Origin of the sequence: Actinosynnema sp. CA-299493 (assembly GCF_050946825.1) — a bacterium.
Classification (GTDB): Bacteria; Actinomycetota; Actinomycetes; order Mycobacteriales; family Pseudonocardiaceae; genus Actinosynnema.
Genome location: NZ_CP191993.1, coordinates 4,876,667 through 4,896,706 on the forward strand (window position 1 = coordinate 4,876,667; position 20,040 = coordinate 4,896,706).

General features: G+C 72.4%; 21 protein-coding genes and 1 pseudogene. 16 read left to right on the forward strand and 6 right to left on the reverse strand.

Translation table 11 applies throughout. From position 1 onward, the window contains the following. Window positions 1–35: 35 nt before the first annotated feature. Window positions 36–920, forward strand: a complete 885-nt coding sequence (locus tag ACQPYE_RS20165; RefSeq protein ID WP_498713357.1) for a pentapeptide repeat-containing protein — start codon at window positions 36–38, stop codon at window positions 918–920. 34 nt (window positions 921–954) lie between these two features. On the opposite strand, the gene ACQPYE_RS20170 is transcribed toward ACQPYE_RS20165, so the two are convergent. Next, window positions 955–1,467: a CGNR zinc finger domain-containing protein gene (locus ACQPYE_RS20170; RefSeq protein WP_498713359.1), complete on the reverse strand. Its 513-nt coding sequence runs from the start codon at window positions 1,465–1,467 to the stop codon at window positions 955–957. Between the two features lie 198 nt (window positions 1,468–1,665). Between ACQPYE_RS20170 and ACQPYE_RS20175 the strand changes: the two genes are divergently transcribed. Then, entirely contained in the window at window positions 1,666–2,334 is a 669-nt protein-coding gene (locus ACQPYE_RS20175; RefSeq protein WP_498713361.1) for a TetR/AcrR family transcriptional regulator, read from the forward strand. Here the strand turns inward: ACQPYE_RS20175 and ACQPYE_RS20180 are convergent. After that, window positions 2,239–3,126: a ferredoxin family protein gene (locus ACQPYE_RS20180; protein ID WP_498713363.1), complete on the reverse strand. Its 888-nt coding sequence runs from the start codon at window positions 3,124–3,126 to the stop codon at window positions 2,239–2,241. The two genes, ACQPYE_RS20175 and ACQPYE_RS20180, sit on opposite strands and share 96 nt — an antisense overlap. A 143-nt stretch (window positions 3,127–3,269) precedes the next feature. On the opposite strand from ACQPYE_RS20180, the gene ACQPYE_RS20185 reads away from it, so the two are divergent. The 3 genes from ACQPYE_RS20185 (at window position 3,270) to ACQPYE_RS20195 (ending at window position 5,390) form a co-directional block, all read left to right on the forward strand. Next, a complete protein-coding gene (locus ACQPYE_RS20185) occupies window positions 3,270–3,968 on the forward strand; it encodes an alpha/beta fold hydrolase (protein WP_498713365.1) in 699 nt (232 codons plus the stop codon). Next, on the forward strand, window positions 3,956–4,669 hold the full coding sequence (locus tag ACQPYE_RS20190) for an SDR family oxidoreductase (RefSeq protein WP_498713367.1): 714 nt from the start codon (window positions 3,956–3,958) through the stop codon (window positions 4,667–4,669). The genes ACQPYE_RS20185 and ACQPYE_RS20190 overlap by 13 nt, the downstream gene beginning before the upstream one ends. 100 nt (window positions 4,670–4,769) lie before the next feature. Continuing rightward, the gene (locus tag ACQPYE_RS20195; RefSeq protein ID WP_498713369.1) at window positions 4,770–5,390 is read left to right on the forward strand and encodes a class I SAM-dependent methyltransferase; all 621 of its coding nucleotides are present in this window, start codon (window positions 4,770–4,772) and stop codon (window positions 5,388–5,390) included. Window positions 5,391–5,544: 154 nt separating this feature from the next. Here ACQPYE_RS20195 and ACQPYE_RS20200 read toward each other — a convergent pair. After that, window positions 5,545–5,949, reverse strand: a pseudogene (locus tag ACQPYE_RS20200) (alpha/beta fold hydrolase); the annotation flags it as partial. 43 nt (window positions 5,950–5,992) lie between these two features. On the opposite strand from ACQPYE_RS20200, the gene ACQPYE_RS20205 reads away from it, so the two are divergent. Next, a complete protein-coding gene (locus ACQPYE_RS20205; RefSeq protein ID WP_498713370.1) occupies window positions 5,993–6,460 on the forward strand; it encodes a MarR family winged helix-turn-helix transcriptional regulator in 468 nt (155 codons plus the stop codon). A 113-nt stretch (window positions 6,461–6,573) separates the two neighbouring features. On the opposite strand, the gene ACQPYE_RS20210 is transcribed toward ACQPYE_RS20205, so the two are convergent. After that, window positions 6,574–7,518 (reverse strand): helix-turn-helix transcriptional regulator, encoded by a 945-nt coding sequence (locus ACQPYE_RS20210; protein ID WP_498713372.1) that lies wholly within the window; start codon window positions 7,516–7,518, stop codon window positions 6,574–6,576. A 91-nt stretch (window positions 7,519–7,609) separates the two neighbouring features. On the opposite strand from ACQPYE_RS20210, the gene ACQPYE_RS20215 reads away from it, so the two are divergent. From ACQPYE_RS20215 to ACQPYE_RS20260, 10 genes are all read left to right on the forward strand, one after another. Beyond that, window positions 7,610–8,011 (forward strand): VOC family protein, encoded by a 402-nt coding sequence (locus ACQPYE_RS20215; RefSeq protein ID WP_498713374.1) that lies wholly within the window; start codon window positions 7,610–7,612, stop codon window positions 8,009–8,011. Window positions 8,012–8,104: 93 nt separating this feature from the next. Continuing rightward, window positions 8,105–9,316: a glycosyltransferase family 2 protein gene (locus ACQPYE_RS20220; protein WP_498713375.1), complete on the forward strand. Its 1,212-nt coding sequence runs from the start codon at window positions 8,105–8,107 to the stop codon at window positions 9,314–9,316. 864 nt (window positions 9,317–10,180) lie between these two features. Next, complete coding sequence (locus tag ACQPYE_RS20225; protein ID WP_498713377.1) at window positions 10,181–11,152, forward strand: tyrosine-type recombinase/integrase; 972 nt, start codon at window positions 10,181–10,183, stop codon at window positions 11,150–11,152. Window positions 11,153–11,224: 72 nt separating this feature from the next. Further along, entirely contained in the window at window positions 11,225–12,016 is a 792-nt protein-coding gene (gene ku / locus ACQPYE_RS20230; RefSeq protein ID WP_498713378.1) for a non-homologous end joining protein Ku, read from the forward strand. Window positions 12,017–12,149: 133 nt separating this feature from the next. Beyond that, complete coding sequence (gene ku, locus ACQPYE_RS20235; RefSeq protein WP_498713380.1) at window positions 12,150–13,019, forward strand: non-homologous end joining protein Ku; 870 nt, start codon at window positions 12,150–12,152, stop codon at window positions 13,017–13,019. Window positions 13,020–13,035: 16 nt separating this feature from the next. After that, entirely contained in the window at window positions 13,036–14,490 is a 1,455-nt protein-coding gene (gene ligD / locus ACQPYE_RS20240) for a non-homologous end-joining DNA ligase (protein WP_498713382.1), read from the forward strand. Further along, window positions 14,480–15,385, forward strand: coding sequence for a non-homologous end-joining DNA ligase (gene ligD / locus ACQPYE_RS20245; protein ID WP_498713384.1), 906 nt, complete (start codon window positions 14,480–14,482; stop codon window positions 15,383–15,385). The genes ligD (ACQPYE_RS20240) and ligD (ACQPYE_RS20245) overlap by 11 nt, the downstream gene beginning before the upstream one ends. After that, window positions 15,382–15,975 carry a GrpB family protein gene (locus ACQPYE_RS20250; protein ID WP_498713386.1) on the forward strand — a complete coding sequence of 198 codons (594 nt, stop codon included), beginning with the start codon at window positions 15,382–15,384 and terminating at the stop codon, window positions 15,973–15,975. The genes ligD (ACQPYE_RS20245) and ACQPYE_RS20250 overlap by 4 nt, the downstream gene beginning before the upstream one ends. A 120-nt stretch (window positions 15,976–16,095) precedes the next feature. After that, window positions 16,096–16,563 carry a PPOX class F420-dependent oxidoreductase gene (locus ACQPYE_RS20255; protein WP_498713388.1) on the forward strand — a complete coding sequence of 156 codons (468 nt, stop codon included), beginning with the start codon at window positions 16,096–16,098 and terminating at the stop codon, window positions 16,561–16,563. Between the two features lie 198 nt (window positions 16,564–16,761). Next, the gene (locus ACQPYE_RS20260) at window positions 16,762–17,241 is read left to right on the forward strand and encodes a hypothetical protein (RefSeq protein ID WP_498713390.1); all 480 of its coding nucleotides are present in this window, start codon (window positions 16,762–16,764) and stop codon (window positions 17,239–17,241) included. A 12-nt stretch (window positions 17,242–17,253) separates the two neighbouring features. Here ACQPYE_RS20260 and ACQPYE_RS20265 read toward each other — a convergent pair whose 3' ends face one another. Next, window positions 17,254–17,922 carry a VOC family protein gene (locus ACQPYE_RS20265; RefSeq protein ID WP_498713392.1) on the reverse strand — a complete coding sequence of 223 codons (669 nt, stop codon included), beginning with the start codon at window positions 17,920–17,922 and terminating at the stop codon, window positions 17,254–17,256. A 37-nt stretch (window positions 17,923–17,959) separates the two neighbouring features. Then, a complete protein-coding gene (locus tag ACQPYE_RS20270) occupies window positions 17,960–20,005 on the reverse strand; it encodes a putative bifunctional diguanylate cyclase/phosphodiesterase (RefSeq protein ID WP_498713394.1) in 2,046 nt (681 codons plus the stop codon). Window positions 20,006–20,040 lie beyond the last annotated feature (35 nt).

A 20,040-nucleotide genomic window follows, 5' to 3' on the forward strand; every position in this document is an offset into this window, starting at 1 on the left:
TCCGTGGACGTACGCGGGACGGGCATGATCGGGGTATGTCGTCGTGGCTGATGCCGGTGGCGGTGGCGGTGGTCATCGTCTGGATTGGCGTGCGTCATGTGCGCGCGTCGCGTTCGGAGACGTTGTTGGACGAGCACGCGCGACGGCGGGTGGGGCCGGAGGCGGGTGCGGTCCCGGCTCCGGTGTCGGTGTGGCGTGAGGCGAACCGGCTGTTCCGGGCCGGTGAGGAGGAGGGGTTGTTGCTGTTGGCCGAGATCGGCCGGCAGGCGCCGCGGCGGCGGCAGGCGGTGGTGACGTCGTGGTTGGCGGCGTTGCGCGGCGGGGTGAGCATGGGGTTGGACGCGCCGTGGCGCACGGCGGTGCAGCGGGAGCTGGTGTCGCACCTGCGGCCGGGCGCGGATTTCTGGCCGGGGATGGACGTGGTGGCGCCGGGGGCGATCCTGGTGGACTTCGACCTGTCGGGGTGCCGGGTGAACCGGGTGGACCTGGTGGGCGCGGTGTTCCTGGGCGACGCGCGGTTCGAGGCGATGACGGTGACGGGTGACGCGAACTTCGCGGGCGCGCGGTTCCTGCGGCACGCGGTGTTCACCGACGCGCTGTTCGCGAAGTCGGCGTCGTTCGGGTTGGCGGTGTTCGCGGGCAACGTGTCGTTGCGGTCGGCGCAGGTGGCCGACCAGTTGGTGTTCGCGCGGGCGAAGGTGTCGGGCCGGGCGGACCTGCGGCGGGCCGAGGTGTCGGGTCGGGCGGACTTCCGGCACGTGCGCTTCGGCGGGCGGGCGTTGTTCGGCGAGGTGGTGTTCCACCAGGACGCGTGGTTCCGGCACGCGTGGTTCCGGGGCCGCACGGACGTGGGGTCGGCGTTGATCGGCGAGGCGGCGGAGTTCGGCAACGCCCGCTTCGGCCGCCGCGTCCTGCACTGAGCGCGCTGACACCGGCCGCCCCGGACCAGGCGGGTCAGGTGCTGCGGGTGCGGTGCTCGGCCACGTGGACGCGGTTGGCGCAGCGGGTGGTGCAGAAGCGGCGGCGGCCGTTGCGGGAGGTGTCGACGTAGACGGTGCGGCAGCCGGGTCGCGCGCAGCGGCCGAGGCGTCCGGGGTCGTCGCAGACGACGTGGGCGAGGCCGGCGGCGGTGAACGCGCGCAGCCGTTCGGGCGTGGGCGCGTGTTCGGGGGCGAAGTGCAGGTGGGGCCGGCGGTCGTCGTGGGTGGAGATGTAGGGCTTGGCGGCGGCTTCGGCGAGCAGGTCGTTGACCAGGGCGACCTGGTCGGGGGTGTGGTCGAAGACGGGCGAGAGGCGGGCGGCCCAGGCGGCGAGTTCGCGGGCCTGGTGCTCGTCGAGGGCCCCGGCGGGTCTGTAGTCGTGCGCGCGCAGCAGGTCGAGCAGCTCGTCGGCGGTGCTGCGGGGGTCGGCGTTGACCAGGGCGGCGGCGAGTTCGGCCGCCGCCCCGCCGTAAGGGTTGAAATGCACTGAACCATGACATCACGCTGGTGGGGTGAACACCAGGTGTCCTTGTTGCGGGTGGCCCAGCGCCGAGCGTGTGTACCAGGTCTCGTCGCACGGCGCGGTGGACTACGTGCGCTGCGTGTGCGGGGTGTGGTTGGTGCTGGAGGCGGGCCGGGTGGTGGCGACGGCGGGCCGGCCGCGATCGGCTAGTGTCCCGTCCCCGTGACGAGCCGTCGGGACCTGCTGTGCGACTGTGCGATCTCGGTGTTGGCGGCGGAGGGTGGCCGCGGTCTGACGCACCGCGCGGTGGACCGGGCGGCGGGTGTGCCGGAAGGCACCACGAAGAACTACTTCCCGTCGCGGGACGCGCTGTTGGGTGCGGCGGCGGCGCGGATGACGGCGTTGCACGCGGCGGCGGTGCGGCGGCTGCGGGAGACGACGCCGGCGGGGATCTCGCCGGCGGAGGTGGCGCAGCTGTACCCGGCGCTGTTGCGCCGCGCGGTGGTGGAGGACCCGACGCAGCTGCTGGCGATGGTGGAGCTGTACCTGGAGGCGGTGCGCCGACCGGGGGTGCGGGAGGCGCTGGGCCGGATGGCGGTGTCCAACGCGCAGGCGGGCGCGGGGTTGCACGCGGCGGCAGGGTTGCCGAGCACGGCACGCGACGCGGGGTTGTTGGACGCCTACTTCCTGGGTGTGGCGGTGTCGTTGTTGGCGTTGCCGGCGGAGGCGTTGCGGGCGGTGGGCCTGGACGACGCGCACGCGGTGGGGCTGGGCCTGTTCCGCGCGGCGGTGCCGTCAGCCGACGGGGACCAGGCGGCGCACGGCGGTGGCGACGAGCCCGGTGGCCGGGGTGGGCACCGCGCCGCAGCTGGCGGGTCGGGCGGCCGGTAGGTCGACGTCGGCGACGGTGACGTGCCAGGCGCTGCCGTCGGCGTGGCGGACGGTGTCGCCGTGGACGGTGAGCACGTCGCGGCGCTCGCCGGTGAGGTCGCGGACGGCGAGTTCGGCGACCTGGCCGCGCGGCGCGTGGGTGGAGCGGCCCCGGCAGCGGTCGGTGACGACGTGGCCGCGGTCGGCGTGGTCGAGCAGACGGGCGGCGAAGTCGGTGTCGAGGCGGCCGTAGGTGTAGCCGGTGGGCAGCAGCACGCCGGTGGGCGCGAAGCGGTGGCCACCGGTGTGGGTGCACTCCCAGACGGTGTCCGGCCGTGCGGCGGCGAGAGCCTCGGCGAGGGGCCGGCCGCGCAGGGCGCAGCACACGTCGCGGCGGCTGTTGGCGCACACCAGCAGCACCGGCCCGGCGACGGGCGTGCCCAGGCCGGTGGGGTGACCGGCGGCGAGGGCGGCGAAGTCGAGGTCGAGCAGGGCCGCGGGGTCGGCGAGGTCGGCTCGTTCCAGCCGCGGCCGGCCGGGGGTGGTGGCGGCGAGGTACACGCGGCGGGGCGCGTCGTGGTGGGTGTCGGCGTGGCGGCCGGGGCGGCGGATGAGCAGGACGCGGACACCGGTGTCGGCGGCGCGGCGGGCGAGTTCGGCGCCGAGCGCGGGGTCCAGGCGGCTCTCGGTGAGGGCGTCGCGTCCCCAGGGCCCGGGTTGTTCGAGGCAGATCCAGGCGGCGGCGGTGGCGGCGGTGCCCGCCTGGGGTTCCTCGAGGTCCGCGGAGATCGCGGCACAACGCGGCTCGGTCACGTCCCCAGGGTGCCCTGGCGCGGCCGTTCGAGTGACACCGGGGTGCGGGTTCACGCGTTCGGGCGGCTTGCGGTCGCGGTGGGTGTGCGCTGTTCGCGATGGGTGGACGCCGTGCGGACCTGTCGGGACGTAGGTTCGGGGTCATGACGATCACGGGTGAGGCGGCGGGCGTGCGGTTCGTGGCGACGCCGCCGGCAGGGGGCTCCCGGCGGCTGGTGGTGGTGTGGCACCTGCTGGGCGAGCCGGGGACACCGGAGGCGATGACGCAGGCGTTGCCGTTGACGGGGGTGGACGCGTGGCGGCTGTACGCGGCGCTGCCCGCGTGGGGCGAGGGCCCGGACCAGGTGGTCGACGGGTACGCGGCGATGGTGCAGACGGCGGTGGCCGCGATGCCCGCGCTGGTCGCGGCGGCGCGGGCGGAGCTCGGGTGCGACGACGGGCCGGTGGACCTGGTCGGCGGTTCGGCGGGCGGGCACATCGCGCTGCTCACGGCGGCGCGGCGCGTGGTGCCGGTGCGGCGGGTGGCGGTGGTGAACCCGGCGGTGCGGGTGCAGGCGGTGGTGGAGGCGTCCATCGAGGTGGGCGCCGTCGACTCCTACACCTGGACGGACGCCTCGCGGGCGGCGGTGGAGCCGCTGGACGTGCTCGCCCGGGCCTCGGAGCTGGACGTTCCGCTGCTGGTGGTGCGGGGCGAGCAGGAGTACCCGGCGTTCCGGCCGGTGCAGGCGCGGTTGTGCGCGGCGGTGCCGGGCGCGCGGCTGGTGGACGTGCCCGGGTTGGCGCACATGCTGGTGACCGCGCGGGACGTGGTGGACGCGGAGGTGACGGCGTGGCTGGCCTGATCGTCGTCACGGGCGGGAGCCGGGGCATCGGCGCGGCCGTGGTGCGGCGGGTCGCCGCCGACGGGCACCGGGTCGTGATCGGCTACCGGGCCGCGGCGCAGCCGGCGGAGGCGTTGGCGCGGGAGGTGGGCGGCGTCGCGGTGCGGGCGGAGGTGTCCGACGCGGCGGACGTGGACGCCCTGTTCGACGCCGCCGCCGCGCTGGGGCAGGTGACCGGGGTGGTCATCAACGCCGGCATCACCAGCCCCGTGGGCCCGCTGGCGCGGCTGCGGGTCGAGGACCTGCGCCGGGTGGTCGACGTCAACGTGGTGGGCGCGTTGTTGTGCGCGCGGCGAGCGGCGCGGGACCTGGTGGCGGGCGGAGCGATCGTGTCGCTGTCCTCGGCCGCCGCCACGCTGGGATCACCGGGGGAGTACGTGCACTACGCGGCGAGCAAGGCGGCCGTGGACGCGATGACGGTGGGGTTGGCGAAGGAACTGGGTCCGCGGGGGATCCGGGTCAACGCGGTGGCGGCGGGCACGGTCCGCACGCGGATCCACGAGCTGTCCGGGGTGCCGGACCGGCCCGACCGGGTGGCCTCGGCCATCCCGCTGGGCCGACCCGGCGAGCCGGAGGAGGTCGCGGAGGCGGTGGCCTGGCTGTTGAGCGGGGCGGCGTCGTTCACGACCGGCGCGGTGCTGCGGGTCGCCGGAGGCCTGTGAGCACACCAGGCCCGCCCGTCCCCCGACCGCGAGGACCGGGCCGGCACTACTGTCACGGCATGCTGCGACGGCCGCCCACCCGGCACAGGACGTCGGCCAGGTGATCACCGGCCCGGTGGAGGACTTCGTCCGCTCGGTGACCAGCGCGCGTCCGGTGCCGCTGACACCGGACATCGTGCTGCGCACCGCGGACGACGTGACCGCGCTGTGGGAACGCACCGGCACCCCCGAGCCGCCGTTCTGGGCGTTCCCGTGGGCCGGCGGCCAGGCACTGGCCCGCCACGTGCTCGACCACCCCGAACTCGTGGCGGGCCGCCGGGTGCTGGACCTCGCGTCGGGCTCGGGACTGGTCGCGGTCGCAGCGGCCCGCGCCGGCGGCCTGGTCACCGCCAACGACATCGACCCCGTCGCGGTGGCGGCGATCGGCCTCAACGCCCGCGCCAACGACGTGACCGTCACGATCGCACCCGGCGACCTGCTCGACACCGAGCCGGACGTCGACGTGCTGCTGGCCGGCGACGTCTTCTACGACCGCGACATGGCCGCCCGGGTCGAGCCGTTCCTGCTCGCCGCCCACCACCGCGGCGTGCTCGTGCTCGTCGGCGACCCGCAGCGGTCGTTCCTGCCACGCGGCTGGACACGCGTCGACGCCTTCCCGGTCCCGGTGCCACCGGACCTGGAAGGCGTCGCGGTCAGGACGACCAGCGTCTGGCGCCCCTGACGGACCGCGCCACCTCGGCCGCGTGAGCACCCGGGCCGGACAGGGGGAGCACGCACCCGACCCGCCGCTAACGCCGGGCGAACCGGTCCGTCGCGGCCACCACCGCGTCCGCCATCCCCGGATCCGACAGGGCGTGCGACGCGCCCCGCACCACCACCAGCTCCGCGTCCGTCACCCGCCGCGGGAACAGCTGCGCGTACCGCAGGCCGAGCGTCGAACCCCACGACCCGCCGAACACCATCCACCGCTCGACACCCAGGTGCTCGCGCAGCCGCTCGACGTCGGCCACCAGGTGCGCCGTCGTGTTCACCGACAGGTCCGTCGAGTACTCGCTCGCGTGCGGCCGACTGCGCCCGCTGCCGCGCTGGTCCAGCAGCACGATCCGGTAGGCCTCCGGGTCGAACTGCCTGGTCATGCCGGGGGAGCAGCCCGTGCCCGGCCCGCCGTGCAGGCACACCACCGGCTTGCCCTCCGGGTTGCCGCACACCTCCCAGTACACGAGGTTGCCGTCACCGACGTCCAGCATCCCGTGCTCGTACGGCTCGATCTCCGGGTACATCCACCCCTCCTCACAAGTACAACAGCGCTGTTACATTAGGGGAGTGGATCACACACCCGCCGGCCATTACCTCGGCACCCGACTCCGCCACCTGCTCGACCTCCTCGAAGGCGACGTCGGCCGCGTCTACACCGACCTCGGCCTACCGGGCTTCCGGCCCCGCTACACCCCCGTCATCCACCTGGTCCACACCAGAGGACCGCTGTCCATCCGCGACCTCGCCGACACCATCGGCATCACCCACTCCGCCGTCAGCCAGACCGTCAACCAGATGCGCCGCGACGGCCTCGTCGACCTCAAACCCGGCGACGACGCCCGCAGGCGCATCGTCCACCTCACCGACCAGGCCCGCGCCATCCTCCCCACCCTCGACGCCGAGTGGACCGCCACCACCGCCGCCGCCCACGACCTCGACGCCGACCTGCCCTACCCCCTCACCGCCCTCGTCGACGCCACCCTGCGCGCACTGCGCGACAAGCCCATGAGGGACCGCATCCACGACCGGATGTGACACCACCCCCACATGACCACCCCGTGCCGCCACCCCCACCGGAACCCGCCTCGCCCTCGACCCCTGACCACCGGCCAGACCACCCCAGGACCCGACAACCCGGGGGAGCGGCGTCACCCCACCGCGTTACCCGCCACCAGCTCCGCACCCAACCGCGCCAACTCCGCCCGCACCGCCTCCGACTCCACCACCTCCACCAACCCACCCCACCCCGCCAACACCTGCGCCACCATCAACGCCGTGGTCGCCGACAACCGCAACCGCACCCGACCACCCACCTCCTCCAGCACCTCGCACTGCCGCCCGAACTGATCACGCAACACCGGCACGAATCGCGCCCGCACCGACACCACCGCCGACACCGACCCCCGCCGCCGCTCCACCTCCGACACCACCCGCTCCCACGCCACCGACAACTCGAACCCCTCCGGCCGCACGAACACCTCGTCCGTCACCCGCGCCGACACCACCCGATCCACCCGGAACGTCCGCTCACCCGCCCCCGTACCCGCCACCAAGTACCAAACCTCGTCCTTGTCCACCAACCCCCACGGCTCCACCACCCGCTCCGACCGCACCCGCCCACGCCCCTCGTACACCAACACCACCCGCCGACGCCCCACCACCGCCTCCTGCAACACACCCACCAACCCCGGCCGCACCCGACCGACACCACCCCACCCCGCCACATCCACCACCACCGCGTCCGCCGCCGCCAACGCACCCTCCCGGAACGTCTCCGGCAACGCCCGCACCAACTTCCGCAACGCCGCCCGCACCTCCGGCGACCCCGACGCCGCCGGACCCACCAACAAGAACAACGCCCGCGCCTCCGACGACGTCAACCCGCTCAGATCCGTCCGCGCACGCCCCACCAACCGCCACCCACCACCACGCCCCGGCTGCGGGTACACCGGCACACCCGCCGACGACAACGCCTCCAGATCCCGACGCGCCGTCGCCACCGACACCTCCAACTCACCCGCCAACTCCGCCGCCGTCACCCGCCCCCGCGCCTGCATCAACAACAGGACAGCCACCAACCGGTCCGCGCGCATGAACCCAGTCTCGCCCCCAAAGTGCTCACTCGGTGAGCACTTTGGGCACCAAGCTGGGGGACAAGCGACCACCACCGGAAGAGGACCCACCATGCTCCGCGGACTCACCACCACCAGCTTCTTCGCCGACGACCTCGACGCCGCCACCACCTGGTACACCGAACTGTTCGGCATCGAGCCCTACTTCACCGTCCCCGGCGGCTACGTCGAATTCCGCATCGGCGACTACGAACACGAATTCGGCATCGTCAAGAGCGACTACGCACCCCACGACACCCACATCGGCCCCGCCGGCGCCATCACCTACTGGGCCGTCGACGACCTCCGGGCAACCCTCGACCGCCTCACCGAACTCGGCGCCACACCCCACGACGACCCCAAGGTCCGCGGCGAGGGCTACGTCACCGCCAGCGTCGTCGACCCCTTCGGCAACGTCCTCGGCATCATGGCCAACGCCCACTACCACGCCACCCTCAAGCGCCTGACCACCTGACCGACCCCGAAGTGCGGGGGCTGTACCGATTCCGCCGACCCGATACAGTCCGCTCCTTCCCAGCGCCCGCCACCAGCGCCCCAAGGAGCCCGGATGCCGCCGCGCATCTCCGTCGTGATCCCCACCTACAACCGCGCCGAACTCCTCCGCCGCACCCTCGACAGCCTCGCCGACCAAACCCTCCCACCCGACGACTACCAGGTCATCGTCTCCGACGACGGCTCCGACGACCACACCGCCGACGTCGCCAAGACCTTCGAACACCGCCTCCGCCTGCACTACCACTACGAACCCGACCTCGGCCGCCGCGTCGCACACGCCCGCAACGCCGGCGCACGCCACGCCACCGCACCCGTCCTCGCCTTCCTCGACTGCGGCACCCTCGCCGGACCGGACTTCGCCCGCGCCCACGTCGACGCCCACACCGGCCACCCCACCCTCAACCTCGGCTACGTCCACGGCTACCGCCCCTGGGACCCCACACCCGGCCTCGCCGAAGCCATCACCACCCGAACCCCGAAGCAAGTCCACCAGGACTTCAAAGACCACCCCGGCTTCCGCGACATCCGCCACGAACCCCTCGCCGACGTCGACTTCGACCCCGACCGGCTCGCCTTCCCCTGGCTCTTCGCCTGGGGCATGAACCTCTCCCTGCGCACCACCGACTTCCACGCCGTCGGCGGCTTCGACGAACGCTTCGTCACCTGGGGCACCGAAGACATCGAACTCGGCTACCGCGCGCACAAGCACGGCCTCGCCACCCACTTCGACCTCACCGCCTGGGCCGTGGAACCACCGCACGAACGCGACACGGGGGAGATGCTCGCCAGCGCCAAGCGCACCATGCGCCAGTTCCTCGACAAGACCCACGAACCCGGCGTCGAACTCGTCTGGGCCTCCCTGGAACTCGACGACCCGCTCATCGCCGAGACCGAACACCGCACCCTGACCACGTGGACCGGCCAGGCACGCGACCTCGACGTCCGGGCCGAGATCGAACAGCACACCGCGGACGCCGGGGGACCGGTGTGCGTCGTCGGCTGCGGCGGCGACATCCCGGACACCCTGCCCGAGGGCAGCGTCCTGATCGACTTCGACGCGGAGCTCCTGGCGAAGGCGAGCGGCACGCACGCGCGCCACCACGCGATCGGCCTGCAGATCCCGCTGCCGGACGACGCGGTGCAGCGCGTCGTCGTCACGTCACGGCTCGACGGCATGTGGCGCACGTGGGGCGACGTCATCACCGCGGAGGCGAGGAGGGTGGGCAGGGAAGCGCCCCGGACGCCTTCCGAACGTTCTACTTAACATAATGTAGATTATCGGCGTTACGGACAGGCTGGTCAGCAGGGGTCATGGGCACCCGAAAGCCACAGGCCGGCCACGTCGATGCGACACGTCGTCCACATGCGACGGCCGCCCGCGCACGCCGTTCGCGTCGCGTCCGCCGCAGTCCGTCCGCCGTCGCCCATGCGGACGACGCGCGGCGGGGTGCGGCCTCGGCACGAGGACTCCCGAGACGGGAAGTCCGAGACGGCTCCGGGCCGCCGCGCACCGGACAACACCACCGTAGAAACGTCACAGTGACGGATCACCGGTGGTGTCAGCGGCTGCCGGACCGAAGCGCACGTCGACCGCACGCCGATCTGTTGATCATCGAGGGCCGAGCCCCAAGGGCGTCATCGGCCACCCACCGGAGGCTCACCGGGTCGACCGGGCGGCGCGTCACGTGTGCGCGTGCAGCACGCGCACACGTGCGTTCAAGGGACGGATCGGTCGACGGCGGAGCGTCCGAGAGAGGCATCCCCCATCCGGGGCCCGAACCCCTTCCGGACCCGCTTATGATGGATAATGGCAATTATCCATCAATTACCACCGCGCATCGCCCGGATGTGCGTTCCACGGCGTCGACCGGGGACGGCGACGTCGTCCTCCGGTCGGCTGGATCTCGGTCCCCCGCGCCCCGGGTCGTCCACGACGCCGTGGAGCGCACCTCGTGCGGCCCTTGCCGGTTCCACGTCGAAGTGACCTCCTCCCCCGGGTCGGCTCAGCTGTCGCGGAACGACGAGGCCGGAGTCGGGTGCTTCGCTGATGCGCGAGAGCGGCTCCATCGGGGTGGTCCGCTCCCCCGGTGCTCGGAAATTGTCGGTGGTGTGCGGTAGGAAGATCGACATGTTGGTGCTTGACGCTCAGGAGTCGTTCTTCCTCGCTCGTCGGCCGCGGAAGGATTCGCCGCACACGACGGCGGCGTACCGGCGGGACCTGGCGGGTGTGACGGCGTTGTTGTCGGAGGTGGCGGGCACTGTCCCGGAGCGGTTGGAGATGTCGGTGTTGACGACGCGGAACCTGCGGGAGGCGTTCGGGGTGTTCGCGGACTCGCACGCGAAGTCGTCGGTGTTGCGGGCGTGGTCGACGTGGAACCAGTTCTTGACGTTCTGCGTGGCGGAGGAGTTGGTGGCGGGTAATCCGATGGGGGCGGTGGCGCGGCCGAAGACGCCTCCGCTGGTGCCGAAGCCGTTGCGGGGCGAGGACACGCCGGAGCGGTTGTTGGCGGCTGCGGCGGAGGGCGCCCGGCAGGGTCGTGACCCGTGGCCGGAGCGTGATGTGCTGGTGTTGGCGTTGGGCCTGGTGGCGGGGTTGCGGTCGGCGGAGATGCGGACGTTGACGCACGCGTCGGTGGTGGGTCGGCCGGGTGAGCGGCGGTTGCACGTGGCGGGCAAGGGCAACCGGGATCGGTCGGTGCCGATCGAGCCGGCGATGGATCGGATCATCGAGCAGTACGTGGTGTCGTGCCGGCGGCGTTTTCCGCAGGGGCGGTTCGACCGGGGTTCGGCGTTGTTGCGCGATCGGCGTGGCGAGCCGATCGGGCGGGGTGGGTTGGAGTACTTGGTGCGGTCGTGCTTCCGGTGGGCGGGGTTGCACGACCGGGTGCCGTCGGGGGCGAACCTGCACGCGTTGCGGCACACGTTCGCGACGCGGTTGGCGGAGGACGGCGCGTCGGCGTCGGAGATCATGGCGTTGTTGGGGCACGCGTCGTTGGCGACGTCGCAGAACTACATCGAGGCGACGGCGCGGGAGCGGCGGGCGGCGGTGGCGGGTAGTCGGACGTACGTGTCGTTGGCGCGGTTGCCGCAGCGGGAGTAGTGGTGGTGTGGGCGGTTGGGCTGTGCGGGTGACTTGGGTGAGTCGATGTTCGCACGGGTGTACGCAGGTGTCATGAGGGCTTTGTGGCGTGGTTCGGTGTCGTTCGGGTTGGTGGTGTTCCCGGTGCGGTTGTTCGGGGCGACGCGGGATCGTGGGGTGCGGTTGCACGAGGTGCACCGGGTGGATGGTGGGCGGGTTCGGCATCGGCGGGTGTGTTCGGTGTGCGGTGCCGGGGTGGGGTCGGCGGAGGTGGCGAAGGGGTTCGTGCTGCCGGATGGCCGGTTGGTGGTGGTGGAGGCTGAGGAGCTGGCGGGGTTGTCGGCCGGGGTGGAGCGGACGATCGAGGTGGTGCGGTTCGTGGGTGCGGACGAGGTTGATCCGGTGTTGTGGGGTCGGTCTTATTTCGTGGAGCCGGAGCGGGTGGCGGTGGGGTCTTATGTGGTGTTGCGGGATGTGTTGGTGCGGTTGTCGCGGGTGGGGGTGGTGCGGGTGGGTTTGAGGGGGCGGGAGGTGTTGGGTGTGTTGCGGCCTCGGGGTGGGGGTTTGGTGTTGCAGACGTTGGTGTGGCCGGGTCAGGTGGTGGAGCCGGGTTTTGATTTCTCGGGTGTGGTGTCGGGTGGTGCGGAGTTGGCGGTGGCGGAGTCGTTGGTGGAGTCGATGACGGCGCCGTTCGACGGTTCGGTGTTCTCGGACGGGTATGGGGAGCGGTTGGCGGGGTTGATCGAGGCGAAGGCGGCGGGTGCGGTGGAGGTGCCGGTGGCGCGGGGGCCGGAGGAGACGGGTGGCGGGGTGGATTTGTTGGGTGCGTTGCGGCGGAGTGTGGAGCGGGTGCGGTCGGGGCGGTTGCGACGGGAGGGTGGTTGAGGGTTGCGGTGTTTGGTCGCCGGGCCTGGTGATTGTTAGCCCGTTCGAGTGATGCCCTGGTGCGGATCGTGCTGTTCGCGGGTAGTCACGTGGCATGAGGTCCGTGTGGCGTGGGGCGATTTCCTTCGGGTTGGTGACGATCGGTGTCCGGTTGTACACGGCCACGGAGGAGCACGACTTCCGGTTCCACCAGGTGCACCGGGAGGATGCCGGGCGCATCCGGTACAAGCGGGTGTGCCAGGTGTGCGGTGAGGAGGTGGCCTACGCCGATATCGCGAAGGGTTACGAGCTGGACGACGGTCGGGTCGTGGTGATGGATGCCGAGGACTTCGACAAGTTGCCGGTGAACACCGATCACGCGATCGAGGTGTTGGAGTTCGTGCCGGTCGCGGAAGTGGATCCGATCTATTTCCAGAAGACCTATTACCTGGAGCCGGACAAGGCGGCGACGCGTCCGTACGTGTTGCTCCGGACCGCTTTGGAGCGCAGTGGGCAGCTCGCGGTGGTGAAGATCACGATCCGTCAGCGGGAGACGTTGGCGATGGTGCGGGCGCGTGATGACCTGTTGGTGATGCACACGATGTTGTGGCCGGATGAGGTGCGGAAGCCGGATTTCGAGTTCTTGGATTCGGATGTGGAGGTCCGGCCGCAGGAGTTGAAGATGGCGTCGTCGTTGGTGGAGAGCATGGCGGGGTCGTTCGATCCGGGTGATTTCTCGGATGACTACACGGTGGCGATGCGGAAGGTGATCGAGGCGAAGGCGGAGGGTGCGGAGGTGCCGGATCGGCCGGAGGCGGAGGAGGCCGGTGAGGTGATCGACCTGATGACGGCGTTGGAGCGGAGTGTGGAGCAGGCGAAGTCGGCGCGGGGTGGGCGGTCGGCGGCGCGGAAGCCCGCGGCGAAGAAGACCGCGGCGTCCTCGTCCTCGTCCTCGTCGTCCGGGTCGTCGTCCGGGTCGTCGTCGCGGAAGGCTCCGGCGAAGAAGAAGGCGAAGCCCGCCTGAGGGCGTGGCGGCGGGGATGGGCGGGGATCTTTCGGAGTACCGGCGCAAGCGGGTTCCGGGGCGGACGCCGGAGCCGGTGCCGGGTGACGAGGCGGTGTTGCCCCGTGGTGGGGATGACACGTTCGTGATCCAGGAGCACCACGCGTCGCGGCTGCACTGGGACGTGCGGTTGGAGCGGGGTGGGGTGTTGGTGTCGTGGGCGGTGCCGAAGGGGTTGCCGCCGGAGCCGGGGACGATCCGGTTGGCGGTGCGGACCGAGGATCACCCGTTGGAGTACGCGTCGTTCTCGGGGGTGATCCCGAAGGGCGAGTACGGCGCGGGTGAGATGGTGATCTGGGACCGGGGTCGGTACGAGACGGTGAAGTGGTCCGACCGCGAGGTGGACGTGGTGTTGCACGGTTCGCGGGTCGAGGGTGAGTTCGTGTTCTTCCGCGGCGGGTCGGCCGGTGGGGGCGGGGACTGGATGGTGCGGCGGCGGCACGGTGCGGTGCGGGCGGACTGGGTGTCGTTGCCGGAGTCGCTGTCCCCCATGTTGGCGACGCCGGCGGTGGAGTTGCCGGGGCCGGGGGCGAAGTGGGCGTTCGAGTTCAAGTGGGACGGGGTGCGGGCGATCGCCCGGGTGGAGGGTGGTCGGGTGCGGTTGACGAGCCGGTTGGGCAATGACGTGACGGGCACGTACCCGGAGTTGCAGGGGTTGGGTGCGCAGCTGGGTGCGACGCAGGTGTTGTTGGACGGGGAGATCGTGGCGTTGGAGGGCGGGCGCCCGAGTTTCGGGGCGTTGCAGCGGCGGATGCACGCGTCGGCGGCGCAGGCGCGGCGGTTGGTGGCGGGGTCGCCGGTGACGTTCCTGGTGTTCGACGTGCTGCACCTGGACGGCTCCCCCACGGTGGACCTGCCGTATGCGCGGCGTCGTGAGTTGTTGGAGGGGTTGGGGGTGAAGGGGGCGCACTGGTTGACGCCGAAGGCGTTCCCGGGTCAGGGGGCGGCGGTGTTGGCGGCGAGTCGGGAGCAGGGGTTGGAGGGGGTGGTGGCGAAGCGGTTGGACTCGCGGTACGTGCCGGGTCAGCGGTCGCCGTCGTGGGTGAAGGTGACGGCGGTGGCGACGCAGGAGGTGGTGGTCGGGGGGTGGCGGCCGGGTGAGGGCAAGCGTCGGGGTCTGGTGGGCGCGTTGTTGCTGGGTGTCCCGGACGGTGAGGGCGGGTTGGTGTTCGCGGGGTCGGTGGGGACGGGGTTCGACCAGGCGGAGTTGGAGCGGTTGACGGCGCGGTTGGCGGAGTTGGGGGTGGCGGAGTCGCCGTTCGGGTCGGGGGTGCCGCGGGCGCGGGCGCGGGGTGCGCGGTGGGTGCGGCCGGAGTTGGTGGGCGAGGTGGCGTACCGGCAGTGGACGGCGGATGGCCGGTTGCGGTTCGCGACGTGGCGGGGGTTGCGGCCGGATCGGGCGCCCGGGGAGGTGCGGCGCGGTGACGGGTGACGCGGTGGTGCGGGTGGAGGGTCGTCTGGTGAAGCTGACGAACCTGGACAAGGTGCTGTACCCGGAGGTGGGGTTCACCAAGGCGGAGGTGATCGACTACTACACGCGGATCGCGCCGGTGTTGTTGCCGCACGTGGCGGGGCGGCCGATGACGGTGCGGCGGTATCCGAACGGGGTGGACGGGAAGTCGTTCTTCGAGAAGAACGCGCCGTCGCACGCGCCGGAGTGGGTGCGCACGGTGCGGGTGTCGACGCCGGGGTCGTCGCGGGGCGCGGCGTACGCGGACTTCGTGGTGGTGGACGATCTGGCGACGCTGGTGTGGTTGGCGAACCTGGCGGCGTTGGAGTTGCACGTGCCGCAGTGGGCGGTGGGTGCGCGGGGTGGGCGGCACTCCCCCGACCTGCTGGTGTTCGACCTGGATCCGGGTGAGCCGGCGACGGTGGTGCAGTGTTGCCGGGTGGCGTGCCGGGTGCGGGAGGTGTTGGAGGGTGACGGGTTGGCGCCGGTGGTGAAGACGTCGGGGTCGAAGGGGTTGCAGGTGTGCGCGGCGGTGTCGGTGTCCTCGCCGGAGGCGACGTCGGAGTACGCGAGGGGTGTGGCGCGGCGGTTGGCGGATGAGTGGCCGCGGGAGGTGGTGTGGCGGATGGCGAAGGCGCAGCGGACGGGGAAGGTGTTGATCGACTGGTCGCAGAACAACCCGGCGAAGACGACGGTGGCGCCGTACTCGTTGCGGGCGCGGTCGCGTCCGTCGGTGTCGACGCCGGTGTCGTGGGAGGAGGTGGAGGCGTGCCGGGTGGTGGAGGACCTGGTGTTCCTGGCGGACGAGGTGCGGGAGCGGGTGGACGCGGCGGGTGACCTGTTCGCGGTGGGAAAGCCGTCGACGCTGCCGCGGTGAGCGCTCCGGCCTGGTCGGCCGGTCGGGAGGAGGTGCGGGTGGTGGGGTCGTCGGAGGAGCGGATCCGGGCGGCGTACGTGGGTGTGCCGCCGCGGCGGGGTGGTCGGGTGGTGTTGGTGGAGTACGACCCGGCGTGGCCGGGGTTGTACGAGCGTGAGGCGGCGCGGATCCGGGGCGCGTTGGGCGCGGGGGTGGTGGGGTTGGCGCACGTGGGGTCGACGGCGGTGCCGGGGTTGGCGGCGAAGCCGGTCGTGGACGTGGTGGTGGCGGTGGCGGATTCGGCGGACGAGGCGTCGTACGTGCCGGCGTTGGAGTCGGTGGGGTACGTGCTGCGGTTGCGGGAGCCGGAGTGGTTCGAGCACCGCATGTTCAAGGGTCCGGACACGGACGTGAACGTGCACGTGTTCACGGCGGGCGAGCCGGAGGTGGCGCGGATGGTGGCGTTCCGGGACCGGTTGCGGGTGTCGGAGGCGGATCGGGTGTTGTACGAGCGGACGAAGCGGGAGCTGGCGGCCCGGGACTGGGTGTACGTGCAGCAGTACGCGGACGCGAAGGCGGACGTGGTGGCCGACGTCCTCGGCCGCGCCTGAACCTCTCCCGCCTGAACCCTCTTGGGCGTGTCCCTCTCCCCCGGTCCGGTGGTAGGCCGGGGTGGTGCCGTCGTGGGCGGTGGAGCGCGGCGTGGGGTGTCTTCTCCTAGGCTGGGTGGCATGCCGAGAATCGCCACCGCCGACCGCGTGTCCCGTGACGAGCTGGTCGGGTTCCTGCGGCCGCGCCACCGTGCCCTGCTGGTCACCGCGCGTGCCGACGGGCGTCCGCAGGTGTCCCCGGTGACGTGCGGGGTGGACGGCGAGGGCCGGGTGGTGGTGTCGACGTATCCGGGGCGGGCGAAGTCGCGCAACGCGCGTCGGGACGAGCGTGTGACGCTGTGCGTGTTGTCCGACGACTGGGACGGTCCGTACGTGCAGGTCGACGGGCGGGCCGAGGTGGTGGACCTGCCGGAGGCGGTGGAGCCGCTGGTGGACTACTACCGGTGCGTCGCCGGTGAGCACCCGGATTGGGACGAGTACCGCGACGCGATGCGCCGGCAGGGCAAGTCGTTGATCCGGGTCACGATCGACCGTTGGGGTCCGATCGCGACGGGTGGTTTCCCGCCGGAGCTGGTCGCGGGGGCGTAGTAGGCCCCGTCCAGGTCGTGGCGCGGGGGCGTGGGTGGTGTCCCCCGCTGTCGTGGTGCCCGATTCGTCGCGACGGTGTGATCGGGTCCGTTATATTCCGCCTGTGCCTGGACCTGCGCGAGGTGGTGCGGACTTCTCCGCCGGTGGTGGGCGGGCCGTGCCGTGACGGGTGGCGACGTCCCGGAGGCGGTGGGTCCGGTGACCCGCCCGACGGGCTGGTTCGAGCAGCCGGTGTGGACGCTGCTCGGGTTGCTGGTGGTGTGCGCCGGTCCGCTGGTCCTGCTGGCGGGTGTCGGCGGCTACGTCCCCGACGACGACCGGACGGCCGTGGTCGTGACCGGTCTGATCTGGACTCCTCTCACCGCGCTCGTGCTGGGGTTGGCGGTGGTCGGCACCGCGCGGGACCTGCGGGTGTGGCGTGAGCTGGACCGGGCCGGGGTGCGCGTGGCGGGTGAGGTCACGTCCGCGCAGCGCGTGTGGTGCGGCGAGGACGAGCGCTGCACCAGGATCCGGATGCTGGTGTCCGTGCCGGGACGCCCGCCGTTCACCACGACCCACCTCGTCGCCGGCGAGGAGGTCGTCGAGGTGGGGACGGGCATCCCGGTGGACGTGCACCCGACGCGCGACGTGTTCCGGCTGGCCGCCGACCCGTCGTCCCCGGGTGGGGTGTCCCGCTAGTCCCGGCGGCGGTCAGGCGTGTGCCCGGTGGGTGGCGCACCAGGCGCCGCCCCAGCCGGGCGGGTTCTCCAGCAGGGCGAACACGGTGCCGGCGGGGTCGGCGACGGCCGCGACGACGCCGGTGGGGACGGTTTTGGGTCCGATGAGGACGGTGCCGCCCATGTCGGTGGCCTCGGTGAGGGCCGCGGCGATGTCGGGGACGGCGAAGTAGCAGGTCCAGCCGCCCGGGGCGGTGAGGCGGCCCGCCACGGGGCGGCGGTCGTCGCCGGCGCCGGCGTCGTAGAGGGTGAACCCGTCGTCGGGGTCGCGGACCTGCCAGCCCAGTTCGCCGGCCCAGTAGTCGTCGTCGGCGGGACTGCCCATGAGTTCCACCCAGCACGGTTCGCCGGGGCGGGGCTGGGGTGCCCAGGGGCCGTGCAGGACGCGGCCGGAGTCGACGGCGGCGCCGAGGTCCAGGTCGCGGGGTCCGGCGCCGGCGAACACGACGCGCCAGGCGGGGTCGCCGGGGTGCACGCGGGCGGCGAGGCGGTCGCCGACCCAGCCGGTGAACGCGCCGTCGGGTTCGGCGATGAGCACCCAGCCGAGCAGGTGGGCGTAGAACTCGGCGATCGGTTCGGGGTGGGTGGTGCTCAGCTCGACGCGGCGGACACCGCGTGCGGGGCTGTCGGGGGTACCGGGCACGGAGGTGGCTTCCCATCGGGGGGCGGGGCGGCGGTGATCAGGAACGCGCCCCATCCTCCGCACCGGCCAGGCGTGGCGACAATGCGCCGTTCGGTGGCTGCGACTGGGCCGAGAGGACGTGCTCGAGGGGTTGGGGTCGGCCGAGGTGGAAGCCCTGGCCGATCCGGACGCCCAGGCGGGCGAGGGCGTCGACCTGGGCGGGGCGTTCGACCCACTCGGCGACGGCGGTGAGGCCGAGGCCTTGGGCGATCTGCACGATGCCGGCGACGAGGACGGCGTCGGTGGAGCGTTCGTCGATGCCGCGCACGAACTCGCCGTCGATCTTGATGCCGGTGATGGGCAGGTGTTTGAGGTGGACGAAGGAGCCGAAGCCGGAGCCGAAGTCGTCGAGGATGATGCGGCAGCCGAACGCGCGCAGTTGCAGCGCCAGGGCGCGGGCGGCGTCGAGGTTGGTGACGGCGGCGGTCTCGGTGATCTCCAGGCCGAGGCGGCCGGGTGCGACGCCGGCGGTGGCGAGCCGGTCCAGGACGAACCCGCCGAAGTCCTCGTCCTCGAGGGTGCGGCCGGAGATGTTGACGTTGAACCGCAGTCGCGGGTCGGGGTGGCCGACGAGGGTGTCGATCGCGGTGGACAGCACCCACCGGTCGATGTCGAGGACGAGGTCGGAGCGTTCGGCCTCGGGCAGGAACTCGGCGGGACCCAGGTAGGGGTCCTGTCCGTCCTCCAGGCGCAGCAGCAGTTCCTGGCCGAGGACGGTACCGGTGGCCAGCTGCACCATGGGCATGGCGTGCAGGGCGAGTCCGCCGTCGTCCAGCGCGGCGCGCAGCCGGTCCAGGACGGAGACGCGTTTCGCGGTGTCGGCGTAGTGGCCGGGTTCGTAGACGGTGACCCGGTTGCGGCCGGCGGCCTTGGAGGCGTAGAGGGCGAGGTCGGCGTTGGCGAGGACGAGTTCCCACGTGTCGCCGGGCCCGTACTCGGCGACACCGGTGGACACGGTGATGCTGCGGGCGGCGCCGACGAGCGGCATCGCGGCTACGGCATCGCGCAGTCCTTCGGCGACGCGGGCGGCGTCGGCGGAGGTCGCGCCGGGCAGCACGACGGCGAACTCGTCGCCGCCGAGGCGGCCGATCAGCTGCGCCGGCGACAGGCGTGACCGCAGGGTCGAGGCGAGGGCTTTCATCAGCCGGTCGCCCACGGCGTGGCCGCGCAGGTCGTTGACGTCCTTGAAGTTGTCCAGGTCCAGCAGCAGCATCGCGCCGGGGCCGCCGCCGGCGAGCTGCCGTTCCAGTTCGCGGGTGACGGCGCGGCGGTTCGCCAGGCCGGTGAGCGGGTCCTGCTCGGCCAGCGCGAGCAGTTCGTCGTGCACGCGGCGGGCGCGGGTGATGTCGTGGGCGGTGCCCAGCACGCGCAGCGGGGAGCCGTCCTCGTCGGCCACGACCTCGCCGAAGCACTCGAACCACCGCTCGACGCCGTCCGCGCCGAGCAGCATGCGGTGGGTGTAGGAGAACCCGGCGCCGGACCGCATGGCCTCGTCGAGGGTGGCCTGGATCATGGACAGGTCGTCGGGGTGCACGAGGGCGGCGTAGCCGTCGAAGTCCAGTTCGGTGCCCGGGCCGAACCCGAACATCTCCAGCAGCGTGTCCGACCACACGACGCGGTCCTCGGCGACGTGCCACTCCCACGTGCCCATGCGGCCCAGCACCTGGGCGCGGCGCAGCGCGTCGGCCTCGTGGGTGGCTTCCAGCTCGCGGTCGCGCCACGCGGTGACGTCCACGACCCGGTACAGCAGCCGCTCGGCGGTGTCGTGGTCGGTGGCGGGCAGGGTCTGGCAGGTGACCTCCAGCCAGCGGTGCCCCTTGCGGTAGGCGCTGGGTGTGAGCAGCGCCAGGCCGGCGCGGGGCCGTTCGGGCGCGCCGGGCAGCAGCGCGGGCAGCGACCGGCCGACCACGTGGTCGACGGCCACGCCGAGGATCTCCGCCAGCGCCGGGTTCACCCAGGCCAGCGTTCCGTTCGCGTCCGTCACACCGAAACCGACGTCGGCCCGGTCGAGCACCTCGTGGTGCAACGCGCCGTTGCCGTTCACGCGCCCCTCCTCGCCCACCCGCGCGTCATGATGGT